Source organism: Euzebya tangerina, from assembly GCF_003074135.1.
GTDB classification, from domain to species: domain Bacteria; phylum Actinomycetota; class Nitriliruptoria; order Euzebyales; family Euzebyaceae; genus Euzebya; species Euzebya tangerina.
In genome coordinates, this window is record NZ_PPDK01000002.1 from 405870 (window position 1) to 423748 (window position 17879).

Here is a 17879-nt window from a genome sequence, read left to right on the forward strand (position 1 = left end):
GATGGATCGTCGATCACCAGCTCACCTCGGGGTCGCACCGACCGCCGCCGTGTCCATCAGGCAGTCCGTCGGTCACGCCACGGTGCTGCCCGTCCTGCTGTCGCTCCTCCTGCTGCTCGCCGCCGTCCCCGCTGGCGCGGTGGAGGCGACTCACTCGACCGGGGCGGCGCAGGGAACGACGGAGGTCCGCCGTCTGGCCGGCCCCAACCGCTATGGCACGGCCGCCGAGCTGTCCCGAGACGGCTGGGCCACGGCTGCGTCCGTGGTCGTCGCCGATGGCGGATCGGCGTTCGAGGCGCTGGTGGCCGGGCATCTGGCAGCCCGTCTGGACGCCCCGCTGCTGCTATCCACCCCACCGAGCAGCGGCCTGCCCGCACCGACGGAGACCGTCGAGGAGCTGAGGCGGCTGGACCCATCGCTGGTCTATCAGATCAACGACGCCGTGCTGCCCGCGTTGGACGAGGAGTCCGTCGAGGTCCAGTCGGTACGCGGCTCCTCGCCGGCCACGCTGGCCGTCGCTGCGCTCCGAGCTGTCCCGGGCCCGCCCGGGCTGCCGACCGTGGTGGCCAGCAGCGCCGTGTTCGCCGACGCCCTCTCGGCTGCCAGCCTGGCGCCGGCCCAACTGCTGCTGACCGCCCCAGACCAGCTCCACCCGAGCAGTCGGGCCTACCTGGCCGAGGCGGACGCCGCCGAGGTCCACGTCATGGGCGGTCCGGCTGCGGTGACTGAGGAGACCGTCGGCCAGATCACGGCCCTCGATCTCCCCGTCAGCCGTGTCGCCGGGCCCAACCGCTACGCGACCAGCGTGGTCGCGGCCGACGTTGCGGGTGCGACAGCGACACACCTGGCCGTCGCATCGGGGCAGGACTGGCCTGACGCTGTGGCGCTGGTCCCCTGGGCCGCACGCCGCGATGCTGCCGTGCTGCTGTCCACCAAGGCGGAGTTGCCGCCCGAGGTTCGCGACGCCCTGGGACCTCCCACAGGATCCGATCGCCCCCCGCTGGCGACGATCGAGGACGTCGCAGTGGCCGGGGGCACGGTGGCGGTTGGCAACTACGTCGACGACCAGATCACGGCCCGACTGGCTGGTCAGCCCGATCCGGGTGCTGCTGCAGAGGTCCGTGCGCTGACCATGGAGGAGCGTGCCGCGATGACCGGTGTGTCGTGGCGGCCCGGATGCCCGGTCGGCTTGGACGACCTGCGGGTGGTGCAGGCGCGCCGGTGGCTGTTCGACGGAACGGTCGCAGATGGCGGTCAGCTCATCGTCCACGTCGACGTCACCGCGGACGTCACGCAGGTCCTCCAGCGGATCTTCGAGGCGCGCTTCCCCATCGCCCGGATGGAGCCGGTCAGGCGGTACGCCGCGGATGACATCGCGTCGATGGACGCCAACAACACCTCGGCGTTCAACTGTCGAGTGGTGGCCGGGACCACACGCTGGTCAGAGCACGCGTTCGGCCGTGCCGTGGACATCAACCCGATCGAGAACCCCTACGTCGGTCGCACGGTCGTCCTGCCCGACGCTGGCCGCGCATACCTCGACCGGAGCGACGTGCGCCCGGGCATGATCATCCGCCCCGGCCCCGTCGTCGCGGCTTTCGCCGAGGTCGGCTGGTGCTGGGGAGCGGACTTCAGCAGCAGCGACGACTACCAGCACTTCAGCGAGTCGGGCCGCTGAACCCAGGCCGGGCGAGCAGGGCCCTGACGCGGGCATCCAACGCCAGGCCCCCCTGGACGGACGGGCCGATCAGCAGGGCGAACACCACCGTGCCCACACCAACGGTCCCGCCCAGCACCCACCCGATGCCCAGCGCCGAGAGTTCGATGACCCCACGGACCAGCGAGATCGGCACGCCGGTGAGGCGGTTCAGGCCGGTCATCAGACCGTCACGTGGTCCGGGGCCGTGGTTGGTCCCCAAATACAACCCGGAGCCCACGCCCACCGTCACCACACCGAGCAGGAGGTAGGCGGTCCGGAGAACCAGACCCTCCGGGTCGTCCAGCACGAACAGCGTTGCGTCGATGGCGATCCCGATGAGGAAGAGGTTGAGGACGGTTCCGATCCCGGGCCTAACCTGCAGCGGAATCCAGATGAGGAAGATCACCACGCCCGTGACGATCGTCGCGACGCCGATGGTCATCGGTGTGCGCAGCGCCAGTCCCTCGGCGAAGACCGTCCAGGGCGAGTTCCCAAGCGTGGACAGCACCATCAGGGCCTCACCTACGCCGAAGAGGACCAGCCCGAGGATCAGACGCGTGAGACGACCTGGGGACGTCCGCCACAGCGTCTCCTGCCCGCGCCGGGTTTCGGGATCGTGCGCACCGGACGTCCTCGCCTCGGTCTCTGCTCCAGACATGACGTGACGATAGGTCCTGGCCCGCAGCCACTCCGCCACCCACTTGCGGGAGCGACGGCCCGGACGGACGGGCTCGCACGATGACACGCGGCAGTAGAATCCGCCACTGTGAGCTCGCCGACCGCCGATGGGTTGCACTTCGCCTCGACGGCGGGGCGGTGGGCGATCGCCGCAACGGTGGCCGGCTCTGCCGTCGCTCAGATCACCGGGACCGTGGTCAACGTGGCGCTGCCGGACATCGCGCGGGGATTGGATGCCGGCACCACCGGCGTGCAGTGGATCCTGAACGCCTACATGTTGACGCTCGCGTCGCTGATCCTGATCGGTGGCGCGCTGGGTGACCGCTTCGGTCGCCGGCGGGTCTATCTGCTCGGCACGGTCATCTTCGGGGCCTCGTCAGTGGCCGCGGCGCTGGCTCCTACGCTCGGCGTGCTGCTGGCGGCCCGGGCCGTGATGGGCGTCGGGGGCGCGCTGCTCACGCCCGGCAGCCTGGCGATCCTCGAGGCCTCGTTCGTCAAGGACGACCGCGCCGCCGCCATCGGCGCCTGGTCGGGACTGGGCGGGGTCGCAGCGGCGATCGGGCCGCTTCTCGGCGGTGTGATCCTCGACGTCGCCGGGTGGCGGTGGCTGTTCGTCCTCAACGTGCCCGTGTGTGTGCTCGCCATCATCTGGACCACGCGCCATCTGCCCGAGAGCACCGACCCGGATGCGACGGCGCACCACATCGACTGGGCCGGCACGGTGACCGGGGCCCTGGGACTGGGGTTGCTCACCTACGGCCTGATCGGTCTGGGCGGTGGCGTATCGCTGACCGGCGTGACCATCGTGGTCGCCGGCGCCGCCGTCCTGGCGCTGTTCGTGGAGACCCAACGGCGTGGTGAGGCCCCGCTGGTGCCGCCGTCCATGTTCGCCGACCGCGTGTTCGTCATCGCCAATGCCCTCACCTTCGTCGTCTACGCCGCTCTCGGCGGGGTGTTCTTCCTGCTGGTCGTCTTCCTTCGGCAGGTGCTGGGGTACTCGGGGTTCGAGGCGGGTGCTGCAACCCTGCCGGTGACGCTGCTGATGTTCGCGCTCAGTGCCCGGTCCGGCCGGCTGAGCAACCAGATCGGCCCTCGCATCCCGCTGACGGTCGGGCCGCTCCTGCTGGCCGGCGGGATGCTGCTGTTCGGACAGTTGGATGATGGGAGCAGCTACACGACCGGGGTTCTCCCGGGCGTGCTGCTGTTCGGGTTCGGGCTGGTCTGCCTGGTGGCGCCGGTGACGGCGACGGTGCTCGCCGCCGCGGACGAGCGGCGAGCCGGCCTGGCGTCGGGGGTCAACAACGCGGTGGCGCGGACGGCTGGGCTGATCGCCGTGGCCGTCCTGCCGGTGGCCGCAGGGCTCGGGCCCGATGCGCTCGAGTCCGTCACGGCCCTGACCGACGGCTTCGGTCAGGCGATGACGATCTGCGCGGGCCTGGCCGTCGCGGGGGCCGCCCTTGCGGCGGTGGGGTTGCCGGGCTCCCTGTCCGTCTCACGGCGGGACGACCGGGTGCCCGAGGCGCACGAGCATCCGCACACCAGCGTGGACTGCCCGGCTCCTGCCCGCCGCGACCTGGCGCGGGCGGGGACTGACCAGCCCTAGCCCTGGCCTGCTGAGTCGCCCAGGGCCTTGACGGTCGCCAACGTGTCGACCTCCGACGGGTCCTTGTCATCGCGATAGCGCAGCACCCTGGCGAAGCGCAGCGCCACGCCGCCGGGATACCGCCTCGAGGTCTGGATGCCGTCCACCGCGATCTCCACGACCTGCTCCGGACGCACGTGGACGACGTGCTTGGTGCGCCGGACCTCGAGCGACAGGAAGCGCTCCGTCTGCCAGGCCAGCATCTGGTCGGTCATGCCCTTGAAGGTCTTGCCCAGCATCACGAACCCGTCTCCGTCGCGGGCGCCGAGGTGGATGTTCGACAGCCACCCCGTTCGTCGACCGGAGCCCCACTCCACCGCCAGGACGACAAGGTCCAGCGTCTTGACCGGCTTGACCTTCCGCCACGCCTTGCCGCGCCGTCCCGCGGCGTACGGCGCGTCGAGCGACTTGACCATGACCCCCTCGTGACCACGATCGAGGGCCGCGGACAGGATCGCCTCCCCGGCATCCGCGTCGTCGACGATCTCACTGGGAATCCGCTGGGCCTCGTCTAGGAGGCGATGCAGGATCCGCCGCCGCTCGGACAGCGGGTCATCGATCAGGTCGTCACCGTCCAAGTGGAGGATGTCGAAGAAGAAGGGGGAGAGGCCACGCTCTTCCACCTCGTCGGCCGAGAAGGCGCTCATGGTGTCCTGGAACGCCGACGGACGGCCATCCGGGCCGACGGCCAGGACCTCACCGTCAAGGATGAGCTGGCGGGCGGGCAGAGCGCTGACCACCTCCACGACGGCGGCGGAGCGCTCGGTGACGTCGTTCAGGTTCCGGGTGAAGACCCGGATGCCATCGTCGGTCCGGTGTACTTGGATCCGCGCGCCGTCGAGCTTCCACTCCACCACGGCCGTGCCCATCCCCTCCACGGCCTCGCGGACCGACGCCGCGGTCGAGGCGAGCATCGGCTGCACACCCTGCCCCACAGCGAGCCGGGTCGCCTCCAGCGCGGCGCGGGCCGCCGCAGGCCCGCCGTCCCGCCACGACGACACCGCTGCCGTGGCGGTGCCGCCCAGATCCGCAGACAACATCACAGCACGTCGCACGACCGTCTCGGGCACCTCGGCTGCCGTCGCGACCGCCTTGGTGACGACGCCAGCCGACGCGCCCAGGCGCATCTCACCCAGGATCAGGCGACGGAGGAAGTCCTGTTCGTCGTCGGTCGCCCGGCCGAAGAGCTCATCGAGCACGGCCCGACGAGATCCGACGGAGCCCGGGCCGCCTGCCGTCGCCAGCTGGTCCAGGGCGGCGTCGACGTCGCCCAGGCGAAGGGTCGAGGTCGGAGCGGGGTCGACGTCGATGTCGTAGACCGACGCCCACCCGACGTCCAAGCGCCGCCTGCTCGGCTCGCCGGCCAGGTAGGTCGCGACGAGGGCCACGTCCTGCTCGCCCCCGTTCCGGGCGGTACCCCGCAGCAGGTCTCGGATCAGCGCGACCTTCTCGTTGCGCCCCGAGGTGGCCGCCACCCGCTCCGCGACCGCCACCAGCTGTGCCAGTGCGGTCACGGCAGGCGCCAGTCGATCGGTGGCGCACCCGCGGCCTCCAGGTGCTGGTTGACGCTCGAGAACGGTCGTGACCCGAAGAAGCCACGCGAGGCGGACAGCGGCGAGGGGTGGACGCTCTCGATCGTGGGGGCGTCGAGGAGCCACGGCTTGGTGTTGCGGGCGTCGCGGCCCCACAGCACGCCCACCAGGGGCTTGTTGCGCATGGCCAGGGCCCGGATGGCCTGCTCGGTGATCGGCTCCCAGCCCTTGCCGCGGTGGGAGGCCGGGTTGCCAGGTGCCACGGTCAGCGATCGGTTGAGCAGCATGACCCCCTGATTGGCCCACGGCGTCAGGTCACCGGTGGTCGGCGGCGGGTGCCCGAGGTCGTCGGCGTACTCGGTGAAGATGTTCTGCAACGATCGGGGGAGGGGTTGGACGTCCGGGTGGACGGAGAAGGACAGGCCCATGGCGTGGCCGGGTGTCGGGTAGGGGTCCTGACCGAGGATGAGGACCTTGACGTGGTCGAAGGGGATGCCGAAGGCGGCGAACACCCGATCGGGGGCCGGCAGGAACGAGCGGCCCTCTGCGATCTCGGCGCGCAGGAAGTCGCCCATGGCAGCGATCGCGTCGGCGACCGGCTCCATGGGTTTGGCCCAGCCCGGTCCGAGCACGTCATCAAGGGGGCGAGGTGGCACCCGGCGCACTCTAGTGCGTCCCCGTGTCAGGCCTCCAGCAGCGCCAGTATGTCGCCGGTGGGTTGGTCGAGGGGACCATCAGGCTCCACCGTCAACCCGATGAGTTCGAAGTCAGCCGTGACGGCGAGGGCCTCACCGTCGGTCAGCTGACCGACAGGCGCCGGCACTCCACCGTCGATGGTCCACAGCGCGTAGATCTCGTCGTCGCTGATCACGGACAACCCGTCACTGACCACCACAGCTGCGCCGTCGCTGACCGACAGCACCGCGTTGAGCGTCCCGCCACCCTCGACGTCGACCGTGACCTGGCGGGCATCGTCTGCGGCCACGACGGCGGCGATCTGATCGGCCTGCTGCTCGATCGAGTCAAGCCGCTCGTTCAGGTTGGCCAGCGACACGGCCAGCACGACCGCCACGCCGGCCGCAACCGCGCCGGCCCCGAGCGCCAGTCGGGTCCAGACGCCCGTCGCGCCACGTCGGTCGTCGCGGTCGCGCGCACGGTCCGCCAAGGAGATGACGACGTCCTCGCGGTCCGGCTCAGCTGTGGCCTCGGGCTGCTCGGAGCTCAGGTCGTGCTCGACGACGAGATCGGACTCCTCGCCGATGACGGCGACCGGACCCGGAACCTGCCAGGTCTCGTCCACCGCGGCCATGACACGGCCCTTGAGGCTGGCCGGGGGCGCCTCGGCAGCGGTCTCCGCCAGCGCGGTCAGGGCGTCCCGAAGCTCCGCAACCTCAGCGGCGGCCTCGGGCGAGGTCGACAGGTACTGCTCCACGGCGGCTCGCTCCTCAGCGTCCAGCGCATCCAGGACGTAGGCGCCGATCAGGTCGTGTTCGGGAGGCAGGCTCATGAGCTGGCCTCCATCGCGTTTCGCAGTCGGATCAGCCCGTCACGCATCCTGGTCTTGACCGTGCCCAGCGGCGCGTCCAGGTCGATCGCAACCTCCCGGTACGTCTTGCCGCCGAAGTAGGCCAGCTCGATAGCCTGGCGCTGCACGTCGCTCAGGCTGTCCAGGGCCTCCCGGACCTGCGCGGTCTCGAAGCGGTGTTCGACTTCGCTGGCGACCCGGTCGAAGGGCCGATCGGTGTCCCGGCGGGCGACGCGCTCCTCCCGATCGCGGGACGACTGCTCCGAGCGCACCCGGTCGACGGCTCTGCGGTGCGCCATCGTCAGGATCCAGCCTCGGGCGGACCCGCGGTTGGTGTCGAATCGCGGCGCAGTTCGCCACACCTCGGTCAACACGTCTTGGGTCACCTCCTCGGATTGGGCAGGGTCACGGAGAACTCGGCGGATCACGCCGAACACCTGTGGTGCCATCAGGTCGTACAGGGCTTCGAATGCTGCGCGGTCGCCTGTTGCCACCACGGTCATCAACTGGTCGGGGTCATCAGGAGACGGAGACTGCATGACATCCCTGGCCGGTGGCAGGGTTTCAGCAGGCCCTGACACTGGTTCGGCGCGGGGTGGGTCCCCGGATTGGTCTCCCTGCACGTCGGTCAGCGTATCGTCACGCTGCGAACATGGGGTCGATGGCCGGATCGCTGCCCACGCTGCCGATCACCGAGGTCCTGGACACCCTCGGTGAGGCCGTGCGCCAGCAGCCGAGGGTCGTCCTGCACGCTCCGCCCGGCGCTGGCAAGACCACGCTGGTGCCGCTGAGCCTGGTCGAGAGCCCCTGGCACACGGGACGCTGCCTGGTGCTCGAACCCCGCCGGATCGCGGCTCGGGCAGCGGCCGAACGGATGGCGGAGCTGCGGGACGAGCCGGTCGGCGGCACGGTTGGCTACACCACCGGTGACGGCCGGTCGGTGTCGGCCGCGACGCGCGTGGAGGTGATCACCGAGGGCGTCCTGGTGCGCCGCATCCAACGTGATCCGGCGCTTGAAGGCGTCACCTCGGTGATCCTGGATGAGTTCCACGAGCGCTCGATCGAGGCCGACCTGGCGTTGGCGTTCGCGCTGGAAGCGCAGTCGGCGCTCCGCCCGGACCTTCGCCTGCTGGTGATGTCGGCGACGCTGGAGGCGCAGCGGGTTGCCGATCTGCTCGAGGACGCCGCCGTGGTGCAGAGCCTGGGCCGGTCCTATCCGGTCACCACCGTCCACCGACCCGTTCCCAGCGGCCGGGAGTTGCCAGCCGGCGTTGCCCGGGCGACCGTGCAGGCACTGGATGAGCACGAGGGGGACGTGCTGGTGTTCCTGCCAGGCCGATCGGAGATCGAGCGGACCGTGCGTGAGCTGCGCGGCCGTGTACCTGAATTCGATGTCCGGCCGCTGTATGGGGCGTTGCCGGCCGAGGAGCAGCGGAGGGCGCTGCGCCCGGGTGGAGATCGTCGCCGGATCATCGTCGCGACCGACATCGCCGAATCCAGCCTGACCGTCCCCGGGGTCCGGATCGTCGTCGACGGTGGGTACGTCAGACGCCCGGCGTTCGACCCCTCCTCCGGCATGTCCCGACTGGTCACGACCCGCGTCTCGGCCGCCGCCGCAGACCAGCGGCGCGGGCGAGCAGGGCGGGAGGGCCCCGGGCTGTGCCTGCGGCTGTGGGCCGGGACCGAGGCGTTGGTCGCCCATCCGGCGCCCGCGATCGCCGAGGAGGATCTGACGGCCACCGCGCTCGAGGTCGCGGCGTGGGGCACACCCGTGGAGGACCTGGCGCTGCTCGACCAGCCGCAACCGGCCAGCTGGGACGCTGCCGAGCAGGTGCTGGCCGACCTCGGGGCGACCACGGACGATGGCTCGCTGACCGACCACGGCCGTGCTTTGGTCGACCTGCCACTTCACCCCCGCCTGGGCCACATGGTGCTGACCGCGCCACCCGCGCAGCGGAGGACGGCGGTCCAGGTCGCCGCACTGCTGGGCGAACGGGACATCCTGCAGCGACGCGACACCGACCTGGGCCTTCGGCTCCAGGCACTGCGCGGAGCCCCGCCCGGCGATGTGCACCGCGGCGGCCTGGCTCGGGTCATCCGGGGCGTGCGGCGGATCCAGCGCCTGGTCGACCGCGCCGGCGCGTCCGCACCGTCGTCAGCCGAGTCGGCCGCCCCGTGGCCCGACCGTGGCGACGAGGTCGGACGACTGGTCGCCCTGGCCTACCCCGACCGGGTTGCGATGGCCCGCGGCGAACGAGGCTCCTTCGTGATGGCCGGTGGCCGAGGGGCCCGCCTGCGAGACGGCGACGCGCTGGCCGGTGAGGAGCTGATCGTGATCGCCTCGCTGGATCGCGGCGCACAGGAGGCCCGGGTGTACCTCGCGGCCGCCCTGGATCCGGCCTCGGCCCGCGACATGGCATCCGACGTGGACGTGGTCAGGTGGGGCCGCCGACGCCCGGACGCCGATCCCGACGTGATCGCGGAACGGCAGTTGCGCTACGGCGCCGCCGTGCTCTCACGGACGCCGCTGCCCGACCCACCGGTGGATCAGGTCCACCGTGCGCTGCTGCAGGGCATCGCCCAGGAGGAACTCCGACCCCTGCCGTGGACGGCGTCGACGACCCACCTGCGGGACCGGCTGCGCCACCTCAACCGGGTTGACCCCGAGGCCGGGTGGCCAGCGATGGACGACGAGACCCTCATCCGTGAGCTGCCGGAGTGGCTGGGGCCCTTCCTCACCACGGCCCGACGCCGTGCAGACCTCCAGGCCATCCCGTTGCGGGACGCGCTGCTCGCCCGTGCGCCCCATGCGTTGCAGGCCCAGGTGAGCGTCCATGCGCCCTCCCGCGTCGAGATTCCGACAGGGCGGGAGGTGCGGCTGGACTACACCGGCGAGCGACCGGTGCTCGCGGTCAAGCTGCAGGAGCTGTTCGGCCTGGACCTGACGCCGACGGTCGGGGGGGAGCCGGTGCTGGTCCATCTGCTCAGCCCCGCGGGTCGGCCGCTGCAGGTCACCGACGACCTCGCCGGCTTCTGGCGGGGCTCCTACGCCGCCGTCCGAGCGGATATGCGTGGCCGCTACCCCAAACATCCGTGGCCCGAAGACCCGCTCTCCGCCAGACCGACCGCCAAGACCAAACGCCGGAGGTAGGCCGGACCCAGGGAGATCTACTGGTAGCTGATGAAGTCCGGGACGGGATCCAGAGCCAGGACCTCCGCAGGCGTGAAGAGATCGGGGTCCTCGTCGTAGAACAGCTTGAAGCCGTTGGCCCAGCGGCCGGTGTCATCGCTGATGAACCGGTAGGTGTCCAGCTTGACCGCCTGTCGGCCCTGGCCGTCCATGTGGAAGGTCACCGCCAGTTCGGGCGGGTTGATGATGGCGTCACGGTTCTCGACCATGCGGATCTGGAACTGGTGGACCACCAGCAGCTTCTGTGGAAGCCGCTCCTCGCGGACCAGCCCGGAGAGGTACTCGGCGACCGCATTGACCTCGGCCGCGTCGACCTCGCCGACGTTGCCGGTGGGGGTCTCACCAGGATCGAGCCGCCACTCGGGGTCGAGCGCGAGGCCGACGTCGGGCTGGCGTAGGAACTCCTCGTATCGCCTCGCCTCCGTGAGGAAGTCCGTGCGCCCCGACTGCAGGTCGAGGACCAGGTACGCGCCATTGCGACGGGCCGCGTCGAGCCACGGCTGGATCTGCTCGGGCGTGGAGGGCGCGCTGTAGTCCCCGTCGGGGCCTGCGGCGGCCGTCGCGACGGAGACGATCAGCTCGAAGGTCGGCAGGACCTGGCGGGTGCCGGCCTCGTAGGGCTCGGCCTGGTCGAGGAGTCTGTCGTACGCGGCGTCCGTAGGCTGCTCACCGAGTACCCCGAGCCCGGCGGTCGAGTGGTTGCCGTAGAAGGCGACCATGCGGTTGCGGGGAAAGAGCGTGAACCCGCCGCCGGGGAGTTCGCTCCCGGTCGTGATCGTCGGGATCTGCCACTCGACGTCGTCAGTCACGGCCGCCGTGCCACCGAGCACCTGAACGGTCGTCGTCCGCTCCTCGGCGACCTGCGAGCGGATGCGCAGAGCGACCTCCAGTGGCTCCCGAAGGTCAGCGCCGTCCACCAGGAGCAGCGACCCGCCACGCGCCGCCACAGCAGGGCCGACTGCCAGCGCATCGGGGAAGTCTCGCCCGGTCGCCACGGTGAGGACCGTGGGGTCGGCGCCCCGTTCCATCGCGGCGGACTGGACGGCGGCCGCGGTCGCGTAGCGGTTGGAGCCAGCGATTCGTCTGACCGGGGCGACCGCCGCCAGGTCGTCGGCGACGGAGGCACCGACGGCCGACTCACCGCCGACCAGCAGGACCTCGGTCGGTTGCCGCTCATCCAGGACCGCACGCGTGGCGGCTGGGAGCGCGTCCTGTTCGGTGATCAGGAGCGGCCAGCCGAGCAGCGCCGCCATCGGACCGGCGGCCAGCGCGTCGGGGAAGTCCTCACCGGTGGCGACAACGACGCCGTCGGCCTCCGGCAACTCCGCGGCCACCGCCGCACTGGTCTCATACCGGTCCTCGCCAGCGATCCGGCTGTGGCTGACCTCGCTTCCCAGATCCTCCAGCACCGAGTCCGACACGGCCTCCTCACCGCCCAGGACCAGGACGGTCTGGGCCCCCAGTCGTTCCAGCTCAGATCGGACGTCGTCCCGCAACGTGCGGCCGTCGGTCAGCAGCACCGGCCCACCCACCTCCGCCGCCCGTGGCCCGGCGGTCAGTGCGTCCGGAAAGGCGTCCGCGCGGACCAGGACGACGGTGGAGGCGGAGTCGAACGTCACGCGACTGAGGGCGACTGCCGTGCCGATCCGATCGCTGCCCGCCACACGCTGAACGTCCGGCGCCTCCGGCTCGGAGCTGATCTGTGCCGGGGCCACGGGAACCCCGAGCGCGGTGACCAGCAGCCACATCGTCACCAGAGCCATGATCCTGCGTCGCATCCCCATCAGTGTTGGCTTCACCGGAATCCGTCCCGGGGAAACACCACGTCCGGGACTTCTCCTCTAGTCTCGACAGCGATGAAGTTCGAACGACGTGGTCAGCTGTCCGACGACATCGAGGATCGGCGTGGAGAGCGCCCTCGGGGTCGGACGGCTGCCATCGGTGGCGGAGGACTGGGTCTGGGGGCCATCCTGGTGCTGGTGTTCACGCTGCTCACCGGCAGCGGAGGCGATCTTGGCTCGATCCTCGGGGAGGTCGGCGCCCAGGTGGCCCAACCAGCCGGTGGCAACGACGACATCGTCGAGACCGGTGGCGAGGCGACCTCCGAGCAGGACCAGTTCATCTCCTTCGTGCTCGATGACATCCAGGCCTTCTGGACCGACCAGTTCGCCGCCACCGGACGAATCTACGACCGCACCACCCTGGTGCTGTACACCGGCGGGACCGACACGGCCGGATGCGGGTTCGGGTCCGCCACGACCGGCCCGTTCTACTGCCCGGCCGACAGCAAGGTCTACATCGACCTGACCTTCTTCAACCAGCTGGCCAGCCGCTTCGGGGCCCCCGGCGACTTCGCCCAGGCCTACGTCCTGGCGCACGAGATCGGTCACCACATCCAGAACGTCCTGGGCATCTCCAGCCAGGTCCGCAACGAACAGCAGGCCAACCCGGGCCAGGCCAACGACCTCTCCGTCCGGCTCGAGCTGCAGGCCGACTGCCTCGCCGGTGTCTGGGCCTTCTCAGCCTTCAGCGACGACCTGCTCGAGTCCGGCGATCTGGAGGAGGGTCTGCGCGCCGCTGCGGCCGTCGGGGACGACTCCATCCAGTCGAACGCCGGGGTGCCGGTGAACTCCGAGACCTGGACGCACGGCTCGTCCGAGCAACGGATGCGCTGGTTCCGGGAGGGCTTCGACGCTGGCGATCCCAACGTCTGCGACACGTTCAGCGGCTCGATCTGAGGGTGACCGGGCAACCACGTGGCCGATCCATCCCGTGATCGCATGACCCCCGACGGGGAGGACGGTCTCGCGCCGACCGATCAGGAGTCAAGCCGGGCACTCGGCAGCCGCCTGACGGCGCTGCAGATCCGGATGGAGACCAACCACGCCCAGACCAACCGTCTGCTGACCCTGGTGTCCGGGCTGTCCTCGCAGGTGGCGACGGCGCTCGCGGACGCGAGCAGCAGCGCTGACGGGATCGGTGGGCGGATGCAGCACCTCGCCCGCGATGCCGAGAGCATGCTGGCTCGGCTGCTGAGCGCCACCCAGACCACGAACGAGGCAATCGCTGACGTGGCCCTGCGCGTGGATCGCCTGGGAGGTGCGACGGGCGAGTACAGCCGCCGTCTGCGCTCGGACATCGAGGCGTACGAGGTCTCGACCCTCGGTGCGATCAGCAGCCTGGAGCGGGCAGCGGCAACGATCGGGACCAGCCTGGTCGATGACATCGCCGAGGTGCTGACGGCGCTGCGGGTGGCGGTGACCGACACCGGTGCCGACCTGGCCGGCATCGCTGACGACGGCCAGGTGCGCCTCCAGCGGATGATCGACCGGCTGGACCAGCGCGTCTCCGATCACACGGGTCTGCTGACCGCCGCCACCGAGCAGTTGGGTGTTGCGGTCGCCGACCTGGCCGCGGCCCGGGACACCGCCGCCGATGCCTCCCAGCAGATGGCCGACACGGCCGCGAACCTCCACACGATGTCCGTGGCAGCGCTGGACCGCATCACCGAGTCGGCCGGAGCCCTGGAGCAGCGGATCAGCGAGATGCTCGACGCCGTCCTGACCGCCGGGACCGAGCAGACGGCGGCGGAGGTGCAGGCGCTGTCCACCACGCTGGCGTGGGCCACGCGCAGCATCCAGCAGGTGGTCGAGACGTTGACCGACGACCTCGCGTCCACCACCAAGGCGTCGCTGCGGCGCATCGACGAGGCGGGGGAGGCGGCGCTCGAGCGACTCCGCGCGACAGTTGATCACGCCGAGGAGTCGATCACGCAGGAGGTCCGGCACAGTGTCGAGCCGCTGCGGGAGGAGACCCACCGCATCGCCGAGCAGCAGGGCGAGTTGGCGCGCACCATCCACGACACCACCGCGTTGCTACGACGGCGTGCCGACGAGGCCCAGGCGCAGGAGGACGCCGCGGCCCGCCTGGACCAGGTGACGCGGCAGGTCCTCTCGGTCATCGAGGAGCACACCGAGGGCGTGCGGTCGGAGCAGGCCGAGGCGCTGGAGCGGGCGGAGGCCGTCGCCGACCGTCTGGATGACGGCGCGGGCCGGGCGGAGGCGGTCATCGGCCGTCTGGCTGACGTGGCCGATCAGTTGCACGACGCCGCGGACGCCGCGGACCGCTCTCGCCAGGAACTGCAGGCGCTGGTCACCAGAGCACAGGAGGTCTCAGCCGCAGCGGCGGCCCGGCGCCGGACGGCCGCCGTCGTCCCGCCGCCGACCTGATCTGCCCGTGGCACCGGGGGTCTGGCCGCGTGGTGGGGAACCTTGCCTCGTGGTGGGGAACCTTGCCTCGTGGTGGGGAACCTTGCCGTGTGGCTGGGAGCCGCGGTCAGGCCGCGTCCACCAGGGTGGGGGGTGGGATGCCGGGCTCGTAGTGCTCGGTCGGAGGGAGGTGCACCGCGGAGGAGGGAGCGGGCCACTCGGCCTCGCCCGGTCCCTCACCCCGGCCGCCGTGACGGGTGGTCTGGGCGAACTCCTCGACCAGCAGGTCCGCAAGCGCGCTCGCGACCGCCTCGGCCAGGACGGCGTATCCCGCGGGGTTGGGGTGGTAGCCGTCGGCGCTGAACAGCCGCCGGCTCATGGTGGCGAAGTCCTGGAAGACGGCTGACCGCACATCGATGTAGCGCGCGCCAGGATGTGAGCAGGACACCCGTCGCTGCACCAGGTGGAGTGCGTCGCCGACCAGGCCGGCCACACCCTTCAGCGGCCAGGCGAGCAGGGGCGCGGTCGACAGCGGAGGGATGCCCATGAAGACGACGGGGGCGCCTCCGGTCCGCGTCGACGCCTCCGTCGTCAGGTGGTCGACCCGCCGACCGAACTCGCGGGGATTGGCCGCTCGTGTTGCGTCATTGGCACCGACCAGGACCACGACCAGATCGACGGAGTGATCCAGCTCCGGCACCTGCTCTGCAATGACGTGCTCGATCCGACTCGACGCTACGCCGTGGCCCCGCATGTGGACCGGACGACCGAGATGGGCAGCCAGTCGGTAGGCGGTCTGCGCCGGCAACGACTGCTCGGCCAGCGGTGCTCCGACGCCGGCCACGAGAGAGTCGCCGAGGAACGCCACGGAGAGGACGTCGCCGTCCACCCACGGGGGACTGACCCGCAGGTCCACGTCGTACTCGGGGAGCGGCAGGAACCCGTGTCGCCGCGCTCGGTTGATCTGGTTGCCGATCACGACACCCAACGTGCTGGGAACCCCGATCAGCGCCCCGGCGACGAACGCTCCGACGGTCGAGCGTGACGTGGGCATTGGATCACCGTCCTTGGGCTGCGTGGGGTATCGCCAATGATCGGACAACCCCGACGTTGCCTTGAGTCATTCCCCGTGTCATCGAACCGTCATCTTCCCGAACAACAACAGCACGGTCGGAACTCGAGCCCGCTGTCCCCGGCGAGGAAATGAGGCCGTTGCATCCCTGCGCCCTGGATGTGACCCGTGAGGGTTACCGTGCTGCCATGCGGTTTGCGATTCGCCTGTCCCTCCCCGATCGGCGGGGAGCCCTCTCGGCGGTCTCGAGCGCCATCGGCAAGGCCGGTGGCAACATCCTGTCCCTCGACGTCGTCGGCGTCGTTGACGGCATGGCCGTGGACGACATCACGGTGGAGGCCGAGGTCGAGCCGGATCTGCTGCGTCGGGCGATCGAGGACGTCCCCTCCGTGGTGGTCGAGACCATCGTCCACAGTGACACCTTCCGTGACCTGACCGCTCCGCTACGCCTGGCCACCCGCCTGGTCGATGGTGGAGTGGGGGCGGTCCGGTTGCTCGTCGACGGGCTGCCGGAGGCCCTGTGGGCGACGTGGGCCATCGTCGTGGCCGGGACCCACACCGGACCGGAGATCCTCCACCGCAGCGGCAACGTCCCGTCGGTCGAGGGGCTGGAGGCGCCGTGGATGCCACTGGATGACGGCCGGCGGCTGCAGCGCGCGCCCTGGATGCCGGAGGCGTGGCAGGACCTGACGCAGCTGCAGGTGGCGGCCGCGCCGTTGGTGGAGCGCAACACGGCCGTGCTGATGGGTCGCAATGAGGGCCCCCGATTCCTGCCGGCGGAGGTCGACCAGTTGGGGCGACTGGCCCACATCGCGGTGCGGGCGGAGGTGCTCGGCGCTGGCGCCAGCCGGTTGCAGGCCTGATCGCCCGACAGCCGCCGATACCATCGCGGTCTATGGCAGTTGACCGGCTCAGCGTCCTCGACTCCTCGTTCCTCAACCTCGAGACGACGGCTCACCACATGCACGTCGGCGGGTTGGGCGTGTTCGAGCCGGGCCTGCGCTACGCCGACGTGGTCCGCGTCCTGCGCGAGCGGATCGATCGGATCCCGAAGGCCCGCAAGCGGGTTGTCTTCAACAACCCCGTCGCCGGCCGGCCGATCTGGGTGGACGATCCCGACTTCGACCTCAGCTACCACGTCCGCCACGCCGCCCTCCCCAGCCCCGGTGACCGCGGGCAGCTGGGAGAGTTCCTGTCGCGCCTGATGAGCCGCCGGATGGACCGCGACCGGCCGCTGTGGGAGATCTACGTCATCGACGGATTGGAGGGCGACCGGGTCTGCCTCTTCCGCAAGGTGCACCTGGCGATGGCCAACGGCCAGGACGGTGACCCCTTCGGCCCGCTCCTCGACGAGGAGCCGACGGACCTCACCGCCGGCGCCGGTCGGTTCCAGCCGTCCTGGCATCCGGACCGGCCGCCGCCGCAGTCCGCGATCGTGGCCGACGCGATGGCCGAGCGGGTGCACCGCGGACAGCAGGCCGTCTTGGCGGTCATCGAGTCGATCGATCCGCGGGTGTACCTGCGGAACGCCGCCGGGGTGGCGGGAGCCGCCGGGGGTCTGATCGGTCGGCTGACGCGAGGTGCGCCGCAGTCGCCGCTGAACCGCCGCCTCAGCCAGCATCGGCGATTCGCCACGGTTGAGTGCGAGTTGGAGGATCTGCGGGACATCCGCCGGGCCTTCGGGGGGAACATCAACGACGTCGTCGTCGCCGTGGTCGGTGATGCGGTCGGGCGGCTGCTGCGCTGGCGGGGACACGAGACCAAGGACCTCGATCTGAAGGTCATGGTGCCGGTTCGGGTCGACGAGCCCGAGCCGGGGCCACGTGGCTTCGGCGAGGCCCGCACCGTGGGGGACGGCGTGGTCGGCGTGCTGGCTCCGCTCCCCGTCATGCAGATGGACCCGGTCGCCAGGCTGTACCGGATCATGGGGGAGATGGCGGGGCTCAAGGAGTCACGCCAGGCGGTCGCGGCCGACCAGTTGGTGAAGCTCGCCGGGTACGCCCCGCCGGCCCTGCACGCCCGCGCGGCGCGACTGGTGCTGGCCGAGGAGCGCTACAACGTGGCCCTCTCCAACGCACCGGGGCCCCAGGAACCCCGCTATCTGGCGGGCACCCTGCTCGAGGAGTCCTACCCGTTCATTCCTCTGGCGGGTGAGAGTGCCCTCTCGATCGCCGTCTCCTCCTACGCCGGCCGCATGCACTTCGGGCTGCTCGGCGACCGGGACACGCTGTTCGACATCGAACGGCTGGGGGACTTCATCACCGAGTCCATCGCCGACCTGCACGAAGCGGCGACGAGCCCGGCAGCCGGACCGAAGAGCCTGTCATGAAGGA

At 70.9% G+C, this 17879-nt stretch carries 14 protein-coding genes; 7 read left to right on the forward strand and 7 right to left on the reverse strand.

Annotation, left to right across the window (positions count from 1 at the left end):
* The first annotated feature begins 1 nt into the window (after nucleotide 1).
* On the forward strand, nucleotides 2–1678 hold the full coding sequence (locus C1746_RS17650) for a cell wall-binding repeat-containing protein (protein WP_116716071.1): 1677 nt from the start codon (nucleotides 2–4) through the stop codon (nucleotides 1676–1678).
* Here C1746_RS17650 and yczE read toward each other — a convergent pair.
* The gene (gene yczE, locus C1746_RS17655) at nucleotides 1659–2357 is read right to left on the reverse strand and encodes a membrane protein YczE (protein ID WP_205711968.1); all 699 of its coding nucleotides are present in this window, start codon (nucleotides 2355–2357) and stop codon (nucleotides 1659–1661) included. The two genes, C1746_RS17650 and yczE, sit on opposite strands and share 20 nt — an antisense overlap.
* 108 nt (nucleotides 2358–2465) lie before the next feature.
* Between yczE and C1746_RS17660 the strand changes: the two genes are divergently transcribed.
* Nucleotides 2466–3980, forward strand: coding sequence for an MFS transporter (locus C1746_RS17660; RefSeq protein ID WP_116716072.1), 1515 nt, complete (start codon nucleotides 2466–2468; stop codon nucleotides 3978–3980).
* Here C1746_RS17660 and C1746_RS17665 read toward each other — a convergent pair.
* From C1746_RS17665 to sigK, 4 genes are read right to left on the reverse strand one after another with little or no spacing between them, the layout of a single operon-like run.
* The gene (locus tag C1746_RS17665) at nucleotides 3977–5533 is read right to left on the reverse strand and encodes an ATP-dependent DNA ligase (protein WP_205711969.1); all 1557 of its coding nucleotides are present in this window, start codon (nucleotides 5531–5533) and stop codon (nucleotides 3977–3979) included. The genes C1746_RS17660 and C1746_RS17665 overlap by 4 nt on opposite strands.
* Entirely contained in the window at nucleotides 5530–6207 is a 678-nt protein-coding gene (locus tag C1746_RS17670; RefSeq protein ID WP_116716073.1) for a uracil-DNA glycosylase, read from the reverse strand. Before C1746_RS17670 ends, C1746_RS17665 begins: the two co-directional genes overlap by 4 nt.
* Before the next feature lie 26 nt (nucleotides 6208–6233).
* Complete coding sequence (locus tag C1746_RS17675) at nucleotides 6234–7058, reverse strand: anti-sigma factor (RefSeq protein WP_116716074.1); 825 nt, start codon at nucleotides 7056–7058, stop codon at nucleotides 6234–6236.
* On the reverse strand, nucleotides 7055–7615 hold the full coding sequence (gene sigK, locus C1746_RS17680) for an ECF RNA polymerase sigma factor SigK (RefSeq protein WP_116716075.1): 561 nt from the start codon (nucleotides 7613–7615) through the stop codon (nucleotides 7055–7057). The genes C1746_RS17675 and sigK overlap by 4 nt, the downstream gene beginning before the upstream one ends.
* A gap of 122 nt (nucleotides 7616–7737) precedes the next feature.
* Here sigK and hrpB point away from each other — a divergent pair, with 122 nt between their 5' ends.
* Nucleotides 7738–10227 carry an ATP-dependent helicase HrpB gene (gene hrpB / locus C1746_RS17685; protein ID WP_205711970.1) on the forward strand — a complete coding sequence of 830 codons (2490 nt, stop codon included), beginning with the start codon at nucleotides 7738–7740 and terminating at the stop codon, nucleotides 10225–10227.
* Between the two features lie 17 nt (nucleotides 10228–10244).
* Here the strand turns inward: hrpB and C1746_RS17690 are convergent, their stop codons facing one another.
* On the reverse strand, nucleotides 10245–12044 hold the full coding sequence (locus tag C1746_RS17690) for a cell wall-binding repeat-containing protein (protein WP_162867899.1): 1800 nt from the start codon (nucleotides 12042–12044) through the stop codon (nucleotides 10245–10247).
* A 78-nt stretch (nucleotides 12045–12122) separates the two neighbouring features.
* Here C1746_RS17690 and ypfJ point away from each other — a divergent pair, with 78 nt between their 5' ends.
* Together ypfJ and C1746_RS17700 are read left to right on the forward strand one after the other, a co-directional pair.
* Nucleotides 12123–13004, forward strand: coding sequence for a KPN_02809 family neutral zinc metallopeptidase (gene ypfJ, locus C1746_RS17695; RefSeq protein WP_116716078.1), 882 nt, complete (start codon nucleotides 12123–12125; stop codon nucleotides 13002–13004).
* A gap of 42 nt (nucleotides 13005–13046) precedes the next feature.
* Entirely contained in the window at nucleotides 13047–14495 is a 1449-nt protein-coding gene (locus C1746_RS17700; protein ID WP_116716079.1) for a hypothetical protein, read from the forward strand.
* Between the two features lie 106 nt (nucleotides 14496–14601).
* Here the strand turns inward: C1746_RS17700 and C1746_RS17705 are convergent, their stop codons facing one another.
* A complete protein-coding gene (locus C1746_RS17705) occupies nucleotides 14602–15528 on the reverse strand; it encodes an SGNH/GDSL hydrolase family protein (RefSeq protein ID WP_116716080.1) in 927 nt (308 codons plus the stop codon).
* A 206-nt stretch (nucleotides 15529–15734) separates the two neighbouring features.
* Between C1746_RS17705 and C1746_RS17710 the strand changes: the two genes are divergently transcribed.
* Together C1746_RS17710 and C1746_RS17715 are read left to right on the forward strand one after the other, a co-directional pair.
* Nucleotides 15735–16409, forward strand: coding sequence for an ACT domain-containing protein (locus C1746_RS17710; protein WP_162867900.1), 675 nt, complete (start codon nucleotides 15735–15737; stop codon nucleotides 16407–16409).
* Nucleotides 16410–16441: 32 nt separating this feature from the next.
* Nucleotides 16442–17875, forward strand: a complete 1434-nt coding sequence (locus C1746_RS17715) for a wax ester/triacylglycerol synthase family O-acyltransferase (RefSeq protein WP_116716082.1) — start codon at nucleotides 16442–16444, stop codon at nucleotides 17873–17875.
* Nucleotides 17876–17879: the final 4 nt, after the last annotated feature.

Excerpts from the sequence above, each read along its gene's own strand:
- C1746_RS17675 (WP_116716074.1), bottom strand. The coding sequence starts at position 7,058 with ATGAGCCTGCCTCCCGAACACGACCTGATCGGCGCCTACGTCCTGGAT.
- C1746_RS17705 (WP_116716080.1), bottom strand. The coding sequence starts at position 15,528 with ATGCCCACGTCACGCTCGACCGTCGGAGCGTTCGTCGCCGGGGCGCTG.
- C1746_RS17650 (WP_116716071.1), top strand. The coding sequence starts at position 2 with ATGGATCGTCGATCACCAGCTCACCTCGGGGTCGCACCGACCGCCGCC.
- hrpB (WP_205711970.1), top strand. The coding sequence starts at position 7,738 with ATGGCCGGATCGCTGCCCACGCTGCCGATCACCGAGGTCCTGGACACC.
- C1746_RS17700 (WP_116716079.1), top strand. The coding sequence starts at position 13,047 with ATGACCCCCGACGGGGAGGACGGTCTCGCGCCGACCGATCAGGAGTCA.
- C1746_RS17710 (WP_162867900.1), top strand. The coding sequence starts at position 15,735 with ATGCGGTTTGCGATTCGCCTGTCCCTCCCCGATCGGCGGGGAGCCCTC.
- ypfJ (WP_116716078.1), top strand. The coding sequence starts at position 12,123 with ATGAAGTTCGAACGACGTGGTCAGCTGTCCGACGACATCGAGGATCGG.
- C1746_RS17715 (WP_116716082.1), top strand. The coding sequence starts at position 16,442 with ATGGCAGTTGACCGGCTCAGCGTCCTCGACTCCTCGTTCCTCAACCTC.
- yczE (WP_205711968.1), bottom strand. The coding sequence starts at position 2,357 with ATGTCTGGAGCAGAGACCGAGGCGAGGACGTCCGGTGCGCACGATCCC.
- C1746_RS17690 (WP_162867899.1), bottom strand. The coding sequence starts at position 12,044 with ATGCGACGCAGGATCATGGCTCTGGTGACGATGTGGCTGCTGGTCACC.
- sigK (WP_116716075.1), bottom strand. The coding sequence starts at position 7,615 with ATGCAGTCTCCGTCTCCTGATGACCCCGACCAGTTGATGACCGTGGTG.